The sequence below is a fragment of the Streptomyces sp. SLBN-118 genome (assembly GCF_006715635.1).
GTDB lineage: Bacteria > Actinomycetota > Actinomycetes > Streptomycetales > Streptomycetaceae > Streptomyces.
Map to the genome: position 1 here is coordinate 2,595,334 of NZ_VFNP01000001.1, position 15,209 is coordinate 2,610,542.

Sequence of the window (15,209 nt, forward strand, 5' to 3'; positions counted from 1 at the left end):
TGGGCCGAAAGTAGTCGCGGGGTTTTGACCTGTCAATGAGTCAGCAAAGGGGAACCACCCGGAACAGCTCGGGGCCACGATTCAAAGAGAGACTGCCGTCACTGTGGACACACAACCGCCTGTGCACGAAGCCCACGACGAGCGCCGGTTCGTCGTTCTCCACATAGGGATCGACCCGGTAGATCAATGCGTTGTCCACGCTCACATACAGCCTTTCCCGGGAGGTCACGATGGACCCCGCCGCGCTTCTGCTGCCCAACCTGTAGTGACGCACCACCTGTTGACTCGCGAGATCGACCGCGAAGAGCGTGTGACCGGCAAGGCCCCACAGCCGTTCGTCGGGGCCGATCGCCACGGCGCTGACGCTCCGCTCCAGGGGGACGGGCTCCAACTCCCAGAGCTTTTCGCCCGCTTGCATGTCCCAGGCGAACACCGCACCCGACTCGCGGGTGTACTCGGTGGTACTGAGCCCTCCGGTGATCGACGTCCCTCCGTAGACCACACCCTGGTGGGCCGTCAGACAGAACACGGACTGGTCCTCGACCACATGCCGGACGAACCGGTAGGTCCCGGACGCCGGATCGTGGATCGCGAGCCCGCCGCCGAGCCGGTCGCCCTCGGGGACCGTGCCCACGACGATCTTCCCGTCGGCCTCCGCCAGGCATTTGGCACGCATCTGGAGATGCGGAGAGAGGTTGAGGACCGGCTCGGGGTTGACGGGGGTGCCGGGCGGGCCGCCCGGTGAGTACTCGGGGCTGTTCCAGGGCCGGTCGGGCCGGTAGCGGTAGAGCCTGGCCTCGGGATAGAGGCCGAGCCATACGGAGCCGTCGGAGGCGGACAAGATGCACTCGGTCTGTCCGAAGCGGTGGAATTCCGTCGCGCCGGTGGCGGTGTTCACCGAGGCCAGACCGCCGTTGAGGAAGCCGCCCGCATAGAGGGTCTCCCCTTCGCCCGGGGCGAGCGCAAGGATCTCGACCGGGCTCTTGGTGATCCCGGTGTCCGTGATGGCGTACGCGCCGGTGGCCGGGTTGTAGCGGAACATCTCGCCGCGTGAGAGCGTGCCGACGACGCTGCTGCCCGGCCAGTCGTCGAGCAGCAGCTCGGCCCAGCCGAGGGAGCGGACGCATCGCATCTTGCCGGTCAGGGTGAGACCGGTGCTGCTCAGCTGACGGGACGCCGGGTCGTAGCGGTGCAGTTCGCCGTGCTGGACGAGGTGGATGCCGCCGCCGGCGTCGGGCGGGGCGACGGTCAGGCCGTGTGCGCCGGAGATCTCGTCGGTCCAGGAGCGTGCCTGAAGGTCGTAGACGAAGAGCGGGCCCGGCAGGTCGGAGCCGATGCGGGCGTACAGCCGTCCGTCGTGGGCGTCCAGGTCGTAGACGGCCCTGCCTTCGACGGAGTCCAGGCTCTCGGGCATCGGGAGTTCGGTGACGGACCCGGTCGCCGGGTCCAGTTCGGCGATGTGGGCGGCGGCGTACGAACCGGCGTAGACCCTGCCGCTGGCGCAGGCGATGCTCCGTACGTACGTCTGATCGGCGACGACCTGCCCGAAGTCCGTGTACTCCTTGGCCGCCGGGTCGAAGCGGAACACCCTTCCACCGGGGAAGGTGCCACCCCAGATCGCACCGTCCTCGTCGCAGGCCAGCGACCAGATGAAGGACTCCCCGTCGAGCGGCCGCCCGAGATCCTCCGCCTCGTCGCCCGCGCCGGGCCGCCAGCGGTACAGACGCGCGGTGCTGTACGTCCCCGCGTAGACGCCGTCGGGCGCGGCGGTGAGGGCCCAGGCCCCGTCCGCGTCCGCGAGCGGCGCGCTGACCAGCTGTTCGCCGGTGGCAGGATCGACGGCGGTGAGACGGGCGGGCCTGCCCGTGGACACAGTCCACAGGGCCGGTCTGCCGCCGGGTCCCGGTGCGACCGTGCCGCCCAGGAGCAGGACGTCGGCGAGCGGTACACCCAGCGGTTCGGGTTCACGCATCAGCGTCTCCCGGGCCGGCGCGGTCTCACAGGAGTAACACCTCCGGCCCAAAGGGGGGGTTATGGCAGTAGCCGAAAGTGATACGCCACTGCTCCTGAGGCGTCAACGGTGCCTGACCGGGCAGGCCCCGCGCTGCACTCCAACGGGTGCATGCCACGCCGCGGCGCGCCCGGTGACGGCGGCGGGCGGGCCCTGCGTGAGACTGGCCCGTGTGAGAAGCGAGAACACCCCCTTCGAGGGCGGGCCACTGGACGGGCGCGTCCTGCCGGTGCTGGTCGGGCCGACCGGCCATCCCCCGAAGTGGTACAAGGTCCCTGTCCCGAACGACGACGGCACGCCGCCCACCGTGTATGCCTACCGGCGCGTCCCCTCCGGCTACACCAAGCGGCTCGGTCTGCTGCGCGGCTGGAAGTACGAGTACGCACCGGGCGGCGTCGAGCGACGCACACTCAAGTGGCCCTGGTCGAAGCCGAACAGCGCCCCATAAGATCACTGGATTGTGCCGTCAGGGGGGATGCTCGCCATGGAGCCGCTGCAGCAGGACGATCCGCGCCGGATCGGCCCCTACACCGCACTGGCGCGCTTTGGGGAGTCGGCGGTCTGTGTCCGCTATCTCGCGTGCGCGCAGGACGGCGGTGTCTCGGTCGTCTCCGTGGCCAGGCCCGAGCTCGCCGCGCTCGCCGCCTTCCGCAGCCGCTTTCAGTCGGAGACGCGCAGGACGGAACGGCTGGCCGGCGGCTGGGTGGCGCCCGTCGAATCCGGCACGGACGGCGATCCGATGTGGACGGCGAGCCCCTACGTCCCGGCGCTGAGCCTGCGCGAGGCGATCGCCCTCGCCGGTCCGCTGCCGGAGCGGGCGCTGCGGACCCTGGGCGCGGGGCTCGCGGAAACCCTGTCGCGGGTGCACGCGGGCGGGGCGGTGCTGCACGGTCTCGCGCCCGACACCGTGCTGCTCGCGGCGGACGGGCCGCGGCTCACGGCCTTCGGTGCGCTGGGCGCCGCGGCCGGCGCCGAGGCGCATCCGGACGGACAACTGACCGTCCGGCTCAGCTATCTGACCCCGGAACAGGCAGCAGGCTCCAAGCCCGGGCCGGCCTCGGACATCTTCGTACTGGGTCTGCTCCTGGCGTATGCGGCGACGGGCACCACCCCACTGGGCGACGTGGACCGGATCGCTCACGCCGAGCCGGAGCTGGACGGCGTGCCCGGCGAGCTGCGGCCGCTGGTCGCGAGCTGCCTCGCGAAGCTCCCGGAGGACCGCCCGTCGGCGGGCACGGTGGCGGCGGAACTGGCCCTGGAGGGCGCGGCGGCGCTGGCCCGCGACGGCTGGCTTCCGCCGGCCCTGGTCCAAGCGGTGGAGTCGCAGGCGGCGGCGGTTCAGTCGCTGCGGTCGGGAGTCGAACTGGCGGGGGTCGAGCGGGCGGCGGTCGAGCAGGCGGCGGTCGAGCAGGCGGCGGTCGAGCAGGCGGGCGACGGGCTCACGGATGCGATCCCCGCGCAGCATCCCGGCGGCAGCACCGGCGCCGACACCCTCGTCGTCCGTGGGCGGAGCGCCGACAGGGCGACGGCTGCCCTGGGGGTGCCCAACGCCCGGACCGCACCGGGCGCGGCGAGCGCACCGATCACGGCGAGCGCGGCGAGCGCACCGGTCGTGGCGCCGGCCGCCCCTGCCCTGCCCGCCGTACCGCGGCCGGCGCCCGCGCCGGCACCGGTTCCCCCGCCCTCGCCCGCAGCGCCCGACCGGCGGGCGCTGCTCATCGGGATCGCCGCCGGGATCGCCGGGATCGCGCTCGGCGGCGGCGCCGTCCAGGCCCTCGGTGACGATGCGTCAAAATCCGCCCCCGCACCGGCCCCCACTCCCCCGCGGGCCCGTATCGCCGGAGTGCCGCCCGAGCCCGCGTGGCGTTACGAACACCCCGGCACCAAGGACGACCCAGCGCCGAACGCGACCGTCTGGGGCGACCGGGTGCTGGTCCTGACCGGCGGCGACCGGGCGACCGGCGTGGATGTGCGCACCGGACGCCGGCTCTGGCAGATCGCGGAGGCAGCCTCGCCGTCCCGTGCCGTACCCGTGGACGCCGAGCTCTGCTTCGTCGACGGCCGGTCCGAGTTCCTCTGGATCTCCGCACGGGACGGCCGGATCAGGCACCGGGTCGCCAAGACCGCCCTCCTGGGCGCCAGCGAGACGCTGACCGTGGGGACCGTCACCGGCTGGGACGGCGGCACGCTCTGGCTGACCGGACACATCACCAAGGGCGCCGCCACCACCGCACACTTCCTCGCGTACGACCTGGTCTCACGCACCTGGCAGTGGCGCACCCAGATCACCAAGGGGCTGCCGCCCGCGATCCCCCGGTACGAGCTGATCGCCGTACGCGGCGCGGACATCCTCGTACGGCAGGACGCGGCGTCGCTGACCCCGGTACAGCGCAAGGCGTCCAAGGGCTCCTCCGTGCTGCTCGCGTTCGACCGGAAGACGGGCAGGCAGCGGCAGACGCTGGCACTCCCGGCCATCGCGCCCACTGCGGCCATGACCGGCGATACGGCCCAGAACGTCTTCGCCGCGTCGGCGGGCGAGCTGCACGCGTACTCCAGCCGCGGCGGCAGACGGCTGTGGCGGCTGGCCGCGGCCGCCCAAGCGCCCGGAGAGACAGGGATCTTCCCCTTCGGCAAGGGGGTCCTGCGGGGTTCGACGCTCTATGTCGCCAACCGCCATCAGGAGGTGTGCGCCGTCGACACCGCTACGGGCCGCGCCCTGTGGCGGCGCTCGACCGAGGCGCCCGTCTGGGGCAACGTCCCGGCGACCGCGCTCAGCGCGAGCGGCGGCACAGTGCTCGCGGGCGACGGCGCGCAACTCACCGCGTTCGCCGCGCGTGACGGCAGGCGGCTGTGGAAGTTCCAGGAGGCGGGCGTGAACGACGCTCCGGGCGGCCCGCGCTATGTGCCGCTGCAGGGCGGCGGCCGGATGCTCGTCGTCCAGCGGGAGCGGACCTTCTACGCGTTGCCGGTGGACTGACACGCCGGAGGCGGGCCGCACTCGCCCTCGACGAGTGACCGCGTTGCGCCGACTCGACCACCCGCCGGGCACTCCCGGTTGCGCGCTCGCACGATGGGGCGCACGGCCCACCCCACAGCCGGAGGTGACGAGATGTCAGGCAGCCTGCTCCGATCCGTCTGTACCGCGGCGCTGGCAGCCGCCACCGCGCTCGCCGCGGTGCCCGCGGCGGCCGAACCCGCCACCGATCCGCCCGCGAACCTCGCGGGGATGCTGACACAGCTTCAGACCCTGTACCGGCAGGCGGAGCAGGCCGGGGAGACGTACAACGCGATGGAGGAGGAGCTCACCCGTCAGCGGGCCGAGACGGCGCGGCTCGGCCGCGAGCTCGCCAAGGCCCGCAAGGCCCTCACCATGAGCCGGGGGGAGGCGGGACGACTGGCACGGCTGCAGTACCAGGGCCAGTCCGAGCTCTCCGCATATCTCCAGCTCCTCCTCGCCCGGAACCCGCGACAGGCTCTCGATCAAGACCATCTCATCGAGCGCGCGGCCGTTGAGCGGCTGGCCACAACCGCCAGGCTGGAGACCGGGACACGGCGGGCGGCGGGACTTGAGGCGGCGTCCCGCAAGGCGCTCCACAACGAGCAGACCCTCGCGGCGCGGCGGAAGAAGGCGAGCGAGGCTGCGACGGCGAAGCTGCGGGCCGTCGAGGCGATGCTCGCCTCGCTCTCGCCCGAGCAGATCGCCTCGCTGGCCGCACTCGAACAGTCCGGCACCGACACGGCGCAGGAGGAACTGATCGCTTCGGGCGCACTCGCGGGCGACCGGACGCCCACCGAGGAGGGCGAAGAGGCCCTGCGCTACGCGGTCCGGCAGATCGGCAAGCCGTATCTCTGGGGCGCCGAGGGACCTCAGTCGTACGACTGCTCCGGCCTGACCTCCCGGGCCTGGGCGACGGCGGGCCGCGAGATCCCGCGGACGAGCCAGGAGCAGTGGGAGGAGCTTCCCAAGGTCCCGCTGCGCTCACTGCGGCCCGGCGACCTGGTGGTCTACTTCCCCGAGGCCACCCATGTCGCGATCTACCTCGGCAGCGGCATGGTGGTCCACGCGCCCCGCCCGGGAGCCACCGTCAAAGTCTCCCCCATCGCGGCGAATCCACTGCTCGGTGCGGTGCGCCCGGACCCGGACGGCAGCCCCGTGAGCTCCTACACCCCGCCGCCGCTCCCGGACGGAGCCACGGCGGGACCGGACACGGGCTACTCGGGGGCGGAGCCGCCGGACGACGCCGCGGAGACGTCGGCCGGTAGGCGTTCGGCTTTTGGCTGACCGCGACCACGGCGAAGGGCGCCCGTTGGTTCGTGCGTGGACGACCCGGACGTGGCGGACCGTGCGTGGCGCCCGGAAGCGGCGGTCCCGACTCGCCATCACAGCAGCCCCGGCGCAGTATCCGGGCGGCAGAACCGGCAAGCTTCGACGCCCTGCGCCAAGGACGTCCTTGGCGAGCGGAATGGATCTCCTCGCCGCCGGCTGACAACGCCCAGAGCGAGACCGTCTGGACAGCATCGTGCTGGGGCAGCTCATGGGACAAGAGGGAGCGGGACAAGAGGGAGCGGGTCTGGGGTGACTACCGCGGCTTAGTGAACAACTCCCGCCCAATGCCATTCCCCCGCACTTCGTGCAGATGCTGCGCCGCTGCATTCAGCAGTACGGCACCTTCCGGACGGCCGGCTCCCGCACCATGTGGCCAATGACCGATCCTTCTCCTCGTCGGCGCCTACGCTGCGGAAGTGGAGACCGGCATCAAGTCCGGGCACCATCCGCCAACGGCTTCGCCGCGGACACCTCACCCACCACGGCTCGACCACGCAGGACAAGCCCTCATCGAGCTGCCCGACAACAGGATTGACCCGTTACGCCACGGGATGTAAGTGGTCAGAACCCGTCAGGCTCCGGCAACCGAGGCCACATACGCAGCTGCCTTCTCGGGCTCGTAGAAGAAGTTCTCGAAGTCGGCCGGGTCGTTGAAGCCGTTCGCGAACCGGTTGGCGACCGGCTGCAGCTGACCGCCCGCGCCGATCAGGTTGAGGACATGCTCCGGCGGTACGCCGAGCATCGCGTTCGTCCACTTGGTGACGTGCTGCGCCGTGTCCCAGTAGCGGTCGAAGGTGGACTGCATCCACTCCTCGTCGAACGGCCTGTCTCCGTGTCCGGTGATCGAGGCGAGATACGAAGCGGCGCACTTGGACGCGGAATTGGACCCCTGCCCGGTGATCGGGTCGTTGGCGACGACAACGTCCGCGACACCCAGGACCAGGCCGCCGCCGGGGAGCCGTCCGATCGGCAGGCGGACCGTGGGAGCGTAGCGCCCGGCGAGGGTGGCGCCCGGGTCGGTCAGCTCGACCTTGGTGGCACGCGCGTACTCCCAGGGCGTGAACTTCTCCATCAGCTCAAGCGTCTGGGAGAGGTGCTCGGCGGGGTCCTTGACGTGCTGGAACACATCGAGCGGGCCGCCCGGGACGCCTTCCCAGAAGAGGATGTCGGCGCGTCCCGTGGTGGTGAAGGTCGGCATCACGAAGAGCTCGCCGACGCCGGGGACGAGGTTGCACCGGACCGCGTCGTATTCGGGGTGCTCGGGGCGCGGGCCGAGACCATGCACGTAGGAGACGGCGAGCGCGCGCTGCGGGGTGTCGTACGGGGAGCGCGAGGCGTCCCGGCCGAACATCGAGACCAGTTCGCCCTTGCCCGCCGAGACCAGCACCAGGTCGTACGTACGGGAGAAGTAGTCCAGGTCGGAGACGGCGGCGCCGTGGATGACGAGCTGGCCGCCACGCTGGGCGAAGGTCTCCATCCAGCCGGCCATCTTGATGCGCTGGTCGACGGACTGGGCGTAGCCGTCGAGCTTGCCGACCCAGTCGACGGCGCGCGAGGAGTCGGGGGCGGCGACGGAGACGCCGAGTCCCTCGATGCGCGGGGCCTGGGACTCCCAGAAGTTGATACCGAGATCCCGCTCGTGCTGGAGCGCGGTGTCGAACATGCACTGCGTGGACATGACCCGGCCGGAGCGGATCTCGTCCGCCGTGCGGTTGGACATCACGGTGACGTCGTAGCCCTCGGACTGGAGGCCGAGCGCGAGCTGGAGGCCGGACTGTCCGGCTCCGACGATGAGTATCTTCCGCATGGCGGGGGTTCTCCGTTGTGTGGTTACTGGGGGGCGGCTTCGAGGGCGTGGGCGACCAGCGTGAGCAGCGACTCCACCACTGTGATCCGGCTGCGCGCGTCCATGATCACTACGGGTACGTGGTGCGGCACGGTCAGGGCCTCGCGCACGTCCTCGGCCTCGAACAGCTCGGTGCCCTCGAAGTGGTTGACGGCGACGATGTACGGCAGCCCGCTGCTCTCGAAGTAGTCGAGCGCCGGGAAGCAGTCCGGCAGCCTGCGGGTGTCGGCCAGCACGACCGCGCCGATCGCGCCGCGCACCAGGTCGTCCCACATGAACCAGAAGCGCTGCTGTCCCGGTGTGCCGAAGACGTAGAGCACCAGATCGTCGTCGAGCGTGATCCGGCCGAAGTCCATGGCGACGGTGGTGGTGAGCTTGTCGGGCGTCGCGGTGAGATCGTCGCTCTCCTCGCTCGCCCCGGTCATCAGAGCCTCGGTCTTGAGCGGCGTGATCTCGGAGACCGATCCGACGAAGGTCGTCTTGCCCACACCGAAGCCGCCCGCGACCACGATCTTGGTCGCGGTGGGGGCACGGTTGGGATCCAACTGCCAGGCCTGCAGCTCCTCTTCGGGCTGCGGGTGGGGCAGGTGGGACGGTTCGGACAGGGTTCCCGAAGCGAGCGAGTCGGGGGCGAGTGTGCCGGAGGCGAGCGTGTCAGAGGCGGCGGAGTCCACTCAGCACCCTTTCGAGCAGCGCGCGGTCGGGCTGGCCGGAGCCGTGCCCGGTCCCGAACACGCGGATCCTTCCCTGGTCGGCCAGGTCGCTGAGCAGTACCCGGACGACACCCAGCGGCATCTTCAGCAGCGCCGATATCTCGGCGACGGTACGCATACGGCGGCACAGCTCGACGATGGCCCGCAGCTCGGGCATGACGCGCGGGGAGCCCTTGGGGAGCTCCCTGCGCTCGGCCGGTGCTTCGAGCGCGGCCACGAAGGTCTCGACGAGCAGCACATGGCCGAAACGGGTGCGGCCGCCGGTGAGCGAGTAGGGGCGGACCCGGGCCGGGCGGCGACCGTCACCGCGCGACGGGAGCCTGCGGGCCGGTTCGGCGGCTGACGTCACTGGGTGCCCCCCTCCATCGATGTGCGCAGCTCGCTGCGGAGTTCGGGGGTGAGGACGTGTCCGGCCCGGCCCACGAAGAGCGCCATGTGGTACGCGACGACGGACATGTCGCAGTCGGGGGTGGCATGCACGCCGAGCAGTGAGCCGTCACTGATCGACATGACGAAGACGCTGCCCTCTTCCATCGCGACCATCGTCTGCTTGACGCCACCGCCGTCCATCAGCCGGGCGGCGCCGATGGTGAGGCTGCCGATGCCGGAGACGATGGTGGCGAGGTCGGCGCTGGAGCCCCTGGGCCCTTCCGGGGGCGCGGTGGTGGCCGCCGCCGCGGCGTTGCGCGCGGGGTCGGAGGAGAGCAGCAGCAGCCCGTCGGACGAGACGACGGCGACCGAGCGCACGCCTGGCACCTCCTCCACGAGATTGCTCAGCAACCAGTGCAGATTGCGGGCTTCACTGCTCAGGCCGAATGTCCCGGTCGCAGTCAACTGCGTGCCTCCTCGACTGTGTCCCCCGCTTCTTCTGTTGTAGTACGTGCGTCAGTTGCAGGTGTGGCTTCTGGCTTCTGTGTGATCTCCGCCTCGGCATCGCGACGGCCTTCGTTGGCACCCTGCTGGAAGCCGCCGAGGCGGCGGCGCAGGGCGTCGGCGTCGATGCCGCCGGTGCGCCCGTGGGGCACGGTGGCGGGCTTGACGATCTTGGGGGTGCGCTTGGGCAGGCCCTTGTCGGTGACGCGTTCCCGGGCGGGCTGCGCGGCCTCGGATTCAGCGGCCTCGGGTGCGCCCTCCGCCTGCGGGGCGGCTTGGGGCTCCGGGTGCGGATCCAGCTCCGGCTCCGGGTCCGGGTCCCGCTGCGGCTCCAGCTCCAGGTTCCGGTCCGGCAGGCGCATCGTGAAGGTCGCTTCATCGACGCCGTCGGCCTTCTCCGCCTCCGGTTCGCCGTCCGGGCCGCCGTCCACCGTCCGCTCGTGCGCGTCCGGCTCCGTCTCACGGATCGCCTGCTCGGCGGCCGCCACCAGGGGGTCGATTCGCCGCGAACTGCCCGGCAGCGCATTGGAGTTGGCCTCCGCCGCCGATCCGGGCAGATGCAGCGCCGGCGCGGATCCCGCCATGGTCACGGTGGGCGGTGAGGCCGCCGGCGGACCCGCCGGCAGCAGCGCCTGCGACAGCACGACGACCGCGGTGATCCCGCCGCCCTTCTGCTCGCGCAGCTGGACCCGTACGCCATGACGCGCCGCCAGAAGCGCGGCCACCCGCAGCCCGAGGCCCTCGCCCTCCGGGCCCGTCGGCGTCTCGTACGCCTGCGGGTCCTCCAGGCACGCGTTGAGCTCGGCGATCCGCCCCGCGGTCATCCCTATTCCGCTGTCCTGCACGGAGAGCATCACCTCGCCGCTCTCCAGCAGCCAGCCCGACAGCTCGACCTGGGCGTCCGGCGGCGAGAAGGAGGTCGCGTTCTCCAGGAGTTCGGCGACCAGATGGCTGAGGTCGTCGGCGGCGAATCCGGCGACCTGCGCGTGCGGCGGCAGCTGCTGGATCACGACCCGCTCGTACCGCTCGATCTCGCTGACGGCCGCGCGCAGTACGTCGACCAGCGGGACAGGGCCGGGATGCCCGTGGCTGTGCTCGGCGCCCGCAAGGACCAGCAGGTTCTCGCTGTGGCGGCGCATGACGGTCGCCATGTGGTCGAGCTTGAACAGCGTGGCGAGCCGCTCGGGGTCCTGCTCGCGCTCCTCCAGCTTCTCGATGACGCCGAGCTGGCGCTCGACGAGGCCGAGGGTGCGCAGCGAGAGGTTGACGAAGGTGTGCTGGACGGTGTGCCGCAGGCGTTCGAGCTCGGCGGTGAGCAGGTCGGTCTGCTCCTTGAGCTCGGCGCGGCCCGTGGCCAGTTCGGCGGCGAGGGTGTCGCGGGCACCGGCGAGGTCGCCGCGGTCGCTGTCGAGGCGTTCTGCGCGTACTCCGAGGTCACGCACCTTGCCGTGCAGGGTGTTCAGGGAGCGTACGACCTGCGCGAACTCGTCGTTGCGCCCCGTGAAACGGACCGGCTCCTCGACCTCGGGGGCCGCGGCGAGGCGGGCGGCGCCGATCCGCAGGACGGCGAGCGGGCGGGTGAGCGTACGGGCGACGGCGGCGGAGACGCCGATGGCGGCGATCACCAGGCCGCCGAGGAGCGCGATCCGGATCTCGAGTGCGGTGACATCGTCGTCGCGCAGCTGCTCGAGGCGCTCGATCCGCTCGGCGGCGAGCGTCGACTCGACACCGCGCATCTGCTCGATACGGGCGGTGAGCGAGGACTGGAGCTTTTCGCGGTTGGACTTGCGGTCGGCCTTGGAGAGCTCGGGCTGGTCGGTCAGGCGGGCGAGATAGATCTCGGCGGACTTGACCTCGGCCCCGGTGACGGTGGCGGCCAGCGAGTCGCGGGCGTCCTTGTCAGCGGCCTGGTCGAAGTCGGCGAGCGCGGCGAGTTCACGCACCCGGGACTGCTGGGCGGCGGCGCTCAGCGCGTTGCGCACAGGGTTCGCGGCGTCGTCGCCCTCGCCCTCGTCCTGTACGGGCAGGCCGGTGACCGGGTCGAGGTTCGGGCTGCTCTGCTTGCCGGGCACGGCGAGCGCGGCCAGCAGCAGCCCGCGCGTCGCGGAGGCCTGCTCGACGGCGAGACCGAGCTGGGCCGGCGCCCGGGTGCCGGAGGCCGCGCGCGGCGGCGTCTTCTCGGCCAGTTCGTCGGCCAGGGCGTGCAGGCTGGCGATGACGACCGTGTACGCGCGGTGGGCCTCCATCGCCGTGCCCTTGCCGGTAAGCGCGGTGCGGCGGACGGAGGGGACGACGGACAGATCGCGGCCGAGATCGGCGTGGCCGTCGGGGATGCTGCCGCGGATCTCGTCGATCTGCCGGTCGACGCGGGCGCTGAGAACGGCGGAGACCGCGCGCCGGGCGGCCTTGTCGCCCTTCTGGTCCTCGCGGCCCGCGGCGATATACGCGGTGACCTCGTCGCGCTCGTCGGCGAGCGAGTGGGCGAGGGTGACGGCCTGGCGGTTGAGTCCGGCCAGGGTGACCAGGTGCTGGGACTCGGTCAGTTCGGCGGAGGTGGCGAGGATGCCGGGGGCGCCCGCGGCGACCACCACGATGCTGACGGCGGCGACGCCGGCGACGAGCCGGTTGCGCACGCGCCTGGAGCGACCGCGCTCGGCGGGCTCGGGCGAGGGGTCCTGCGTCCGGGACGGCCGCTTGTTCTGCACCGGTGCTCGCAATCTTGCTTGACTCGTCCACCCATGAAGCAGAGATGACGACCGGTCACACGCGAGAGCCCCACCCCTGGTACGGCTTACGACCATTCCAGCGTGTTTGGGAAGGAGGCGCGCATCGGCCGCTCCGCCACCCGAAGGAGTGAACATCACCGAGGAGTTGACAAACAACTCGCCCAGGCCGCGGATACGGCGGCGCGCGGGGCACCGGCTGGATCTTCCGGCCGGGCTTTGGCAAGATGCGCGCCCGCAGCTTCCCCCGCTCCTCCCAACCGCGCGGCCGGGGCCTGCTGACCTGCTGAAACGAGCCAATTGCGAGGTCGTGGGGGCATCGTGAAGGAGTCATGCAGACTGGGGTCATGCGTTTCGAACTGGCTACCGCCCCCGGCACCCCCGAGCGCCTCAACGAAGACTGGGCATCCGTGGCCCTGCCTGCCTCGGGCCAGGGCGGAACGATCGTGGTACTGGACGGTGTGACGCCTCCACAGGGCGACGACGGATGTGTGCACGGCGTGCCGTGGTTCACCGCCAGGCTCGGTGGCGCGCTGATCGAACTGTCCGGTTCACGGCAGGATATGCCCCTGGCCGAGATCCTCTCCGAGGCGATCCGCCGCACCGCGGACTCGCACCGCGAAACCTGTGATCTTTCTCACGTGCGCACACCGCAGGCGACGGTGGTCCTGGTGCGCTGGGGCGGCCCGGCGGACGCCGTCGAGCATCTGGTGCTCTCCGACTCGACGCTGCTGCTGGAGTCCCCGCACGGGGAGGTCCGCCCGGTGCTGGACGACCGCATCGACCGCCTGCCCCGCGAACTGCTGCGTACACACGCCACGGCGGACGCGCTTCGCAACGCGGAGGGCGGCTTCTTCACGGCGGCCGCGGACCCGGCGGTGTCGGTGCGCGCGGTGACCGGCGTGACCCCCCGTTCCGATGTCCGCGCCGTGGCCGCTCTCACCGACGGGGCGTCGCGCTGGGTCGACATGTTCGGCGAGGGCGACTGGGCCGACTGCATGGCCCTGCTGCGCAAGGAGGGCCCGCAGGTACTGATCGACCGGGTCAGGTCCGTGGAGACGTCGGCTCAGGAGCGGGGCGAGGTGATCCGCTGGAAGCTCCGCGACGACGCGACGGCGGTCTTCGCCGAGCTCTGACCCGGTCAGCTCCCCGCGCGCGCGTTCAGCTGGTGCAGCAGCCGCGCCAGCTCCGCGATCTCCGCCCGGTCCCAGCCCGCAAGCTTGCTCACATACCGGTCCCGCCTTGCGTCCCTCACCCGGCGAAAGCGGCGCAGACCTTCGTCCGTGAGCCGGACGAGCGAGGCCCGGCCGTCCGCAGGATCCGGTTCGCGGGTCACCAGGCCCAGTTCGTCCAGCGCCCGCAGCTGGCGGCTCATCGTCGCCTTGCCGACGCCGAAGTACGCGGCCAGTTCGGTCGCCCTCTGCTGCCCGGCTTCTTCCAGCCGGACGAGCAGCCCGTACGCGGCGGGCTCCAGCTCGGGGTGTACCTCACGGGCCATCTCGCCGGAGGACGCCCGCGCCCGGCGCAGAAAGACCGCCAACTCCCTTTCCAAAGCGAGGAATTCGCGGTCCACACCATTTTCGCCCTTGGAGTTCGCTTCACTCCCCGTACCGCTTTCGTGCACGTCAGCACCCCTCGCGCGCTTTCCGGATTCTGAAAGTTTCTTCCGGCGCTTCCCATCGCCGCAGCTCGGCCAGTATTTCGCAGGCGTAGACCAACGGCAGCCTCCTGCCCCCCTTCCACAGGGGGTTCTACGCGCCTAGCTTCATTGCTGACATGTCCACACCATATGGCTCCCCAACCATGGGTTTCCGCCACGACATGTCGACAGATCGCCAGATCCCCCACCGAGGTCTTCGGAGGCACGCCATGCCCGTGCACAGATCCCGAACGACCGGCCGGCCGCGTCTCGCGGCAGCCGGCACCCTCCTCGCAGTCCTCTCCCTCCTCCTCACGACACCCGGCGCCGCCGGCGCCGATGAGATACCCCCGCGTGGCTCCGCCCACCTCGGCATGGGCGTCATCGCCCATGACGGCCGGGGAGGACTCCCCCATGACAGCCGGGTGGTTCAGACGGAAGGCGTCGACGTCTCCAGTCACCAGGGCAACGTCGACTGGTCCCGCCTGTGGAACAGCGGTGTGAAATGGGCCTACGTCAAGGCCACCGAGGGCACCTACTACACCAACCCGTACTTCGGACAGCAGTACACCGGCTCGTACAGCACCGGGATGATCCGCGGCGCGTACCACTTCGCCACTCCCGACACCGCCACCGGCGCCGCGCAGGCCGACTACTTCGTGAACCACGGCGGCGGCTGGTCCCGCGACGGCCAGACCCTGCCGGGCGTGCTCGACATCGAATGGAACCCGTACGGCGCCGCCTGCTTCGGCAAGACGCAGTCCGGGATGGTCACCTGGATCCGTGACTTCCTGAGCCGCTACAGGGCCCGGACCGGACGCGACGCGGTGATCTACACGGCGACCAGCTGGTGGACCCAGTGCACCGGCAACTACAGCGGCTTCGGCGCGAGCAACCCGCTGTGGATCGCCCGCTACAACACCACACCCGGCACGCTCCCGGCGGGCTGGGCCTACCAGACGATGTGGCAGTACACCTCGTCAGGACCGATCGTCGGCGACCACAATAAGTTCAACGGCGCCCTGGACCGCGTCGCGGCTCTCGCCAACGGCTGAGCAGCCTTACGACCCGCCCTGC

General features: G+C 71.3%; 12 protein-coding genes. 5 read left to right on the top strand and 7 right to left on the bottom strand.

Features of this window, described 5'->3' with window-relative positions; translation table 11 throughout:
* Positions 1 to 40: 40 nt before the first annotated feature.
* Positions 41 to 1,972, bottom strand: a complete 1,932-nt coding sequence (locus FBY35_RS11545; RefSeq protein ID WP_142213712.1) for a PQQ-binding-like beta-propeller repeat protein — start codon at positions 1,970 to 1,972, stop codon at positions 41 to 43.
* 211 nt (positions 1,973 to 2,183) lie between these two features.
* Here FBY35_RS11545 and FBY35_RS11550 point away from each other — a divergent pair, with 211 nt between their 5' ends.
* The 3 genes from FBY35_RS11550 (at position 2,184) to FBY35_RS11560 (ending at position 6,293) form a co-directional block, all read left to right on the top strand.
* Positions 2,184 to 2,459, top strand: coding sequence for a hypothetical protein (locus tag FBY35_RS11550; RefSeq protein WP_142213713.1), 276 nt, complete (start codon positions 2,184 to 2,186; stop codon positions 2,457 to 2,459).
* 36 nt (positions 2,460 to 2,495) lie between these two features.
* Positions 2,496 to 4,988, top strand: a complete 2,493-nt coding sequence (locus FBY35_RS11555; RefSeq protein WP_142213714.1) for a PQQ-binding-like beta-propeller repeat protein — start codon at positions 2,496 to 2,498, stop codon at positions 4,986 to 4,988.
* 132 nt (positions 4,989 to 5,120) lie between these two features.
* Entirely contained in the window at positions 5,121 to 6,293 is a 1,173-nt protein-coding gene (locus tag FBY35_RS11560; RefSeq protein ID WP_142213715.1) for a C40 family peptidase, read from the top strand.
* Positions 6,294 to 6,909: 616 nt separating this feature from the next.
* Here the strand turns inward: FBY35_RS11560 and FBY35_RS11565 are convergent.
* From FBY35_RS11565 to FBY35_RS11585, 5 genes are read right to left on the bottom strand one after another with little or no spacing between them, the layout of a single operon-like run.
* Positions 6,910 to 8,145, bottom strand: coding sequence for a styrene monooxygenase/indole monooxygenase family protein (locus tag FBY35_RS11565; protein WP_142213716.1), 1,236 nt, complete (start codon positions 8,143 to 8,145; stop codon positions 6,910 to 6,912).
* Between the two features lie 23 nt (positions 8,146 to 8,168).
* Positions 8,169 to 8,789 (bottom strand): ATP/GTP-binding protein, encoded by a 621-nt coding sequence (locus tag FBY35_RS11570; protein ID WP_260848681.1) that lies wholly within the window; start codon positions 8,787 to 8,789, stop codon positions 8,169 to 8,171.
* Positions 8,790 to 8,838: 49 nt separating this feature from the next.
* A complete protein-coding gene (locus FBY35_RS11575; protein WP_142213718.1) occupies positions 8,839 to 9,246 on the bottom strand; it encodes a DUF742 domain-containing protein in 408 nt (135 codons plus the stop codon).
* Positions 9,243 to 9,731: a roadblock/LC7 domain-containing protein gene (locus FBY35_RS11580; RefSeq protein ID WP_142213719.1), complete on the bottom strand. Its 489-nt coding sequence runs from the start codon at positions 9,729 to 9,731 to the stop codon at positions 9,243 to 9,245. Before FBY35_RS11580 ends, FBY35_RS11575 begins: the two co-directional genes overlap by 4 nt.
* Positions 9,728 to 12,475 (bottom strand): nitrate- and nitrite sensing domain-containing protein, encoded by a 2,748-nt coding sequence (locus tag FBY35_RS11585; protein WP_260848586.1) that lies wholly within the window; start codon positions 12,473 to 12,475, stop codon positions 9,728 to 9,730. The genes FBY35_RS11580 and FBY35_RS11585 overlap by 4 nt, the downstream gene beginning before the upstream one ends.
* A gap of 365 nt (positions 12,476 to 12,840) precedes the next feature.
* On the opposite strand from FBY35_RS11585, the gene FBY35_RS11590 reads away from it, so the two are divergent.
* Positions 12,841 to 13,629 carry a hypothetical protein gene (locus FBY35_RS11590; protein ID WP_142215017.1) on the top strand — a complete coding sequence of 263 codons (789 nt, stop codon included), beginning with the start codon at positions 12,841 to 12,843 and terminating at the stop codon, positions 13,627 to 13,629.
* A 5-nt stretch (positions 13,630 to 13,634) separates the two neighbouring features.
* Here the strand turns inward: FBY35_RS11590 and FBY35_RS11595 are convergent, their stop codons facing one another.
* Positions 13,635 to 14,117, bottom strand: coding sequence for a MarR family winged helix-turn-helix transcriptional regulator (locus FBY35_RS11595; protein ID WP_142213721.1), 483 nt, complete (start codon positions 14,115 to 14,117; stop codon positions 13,635 to 13,637).
* A 245-nt stretch (positions 14,118 to 14,362) separates the two neighbouring features.
* Between FBY35_RS11595 and FBY35_RS11600 the strand changes: the two genes are divergently transcribed.
* Positions 14,363 to 15,187 (top strand): lysozyme, encoded by an 825-nt coding sequence (locus FBY35_RS11600; RefSeq protein WP_142213722.1) that lies wholly within the window; start codon positions 14,363 to 14,365, stop codon positions 15,185 to 15,187.
* The last annotated feature ends 22 nt before the right edge of the window (positions 15,188 to 15,209 follow it).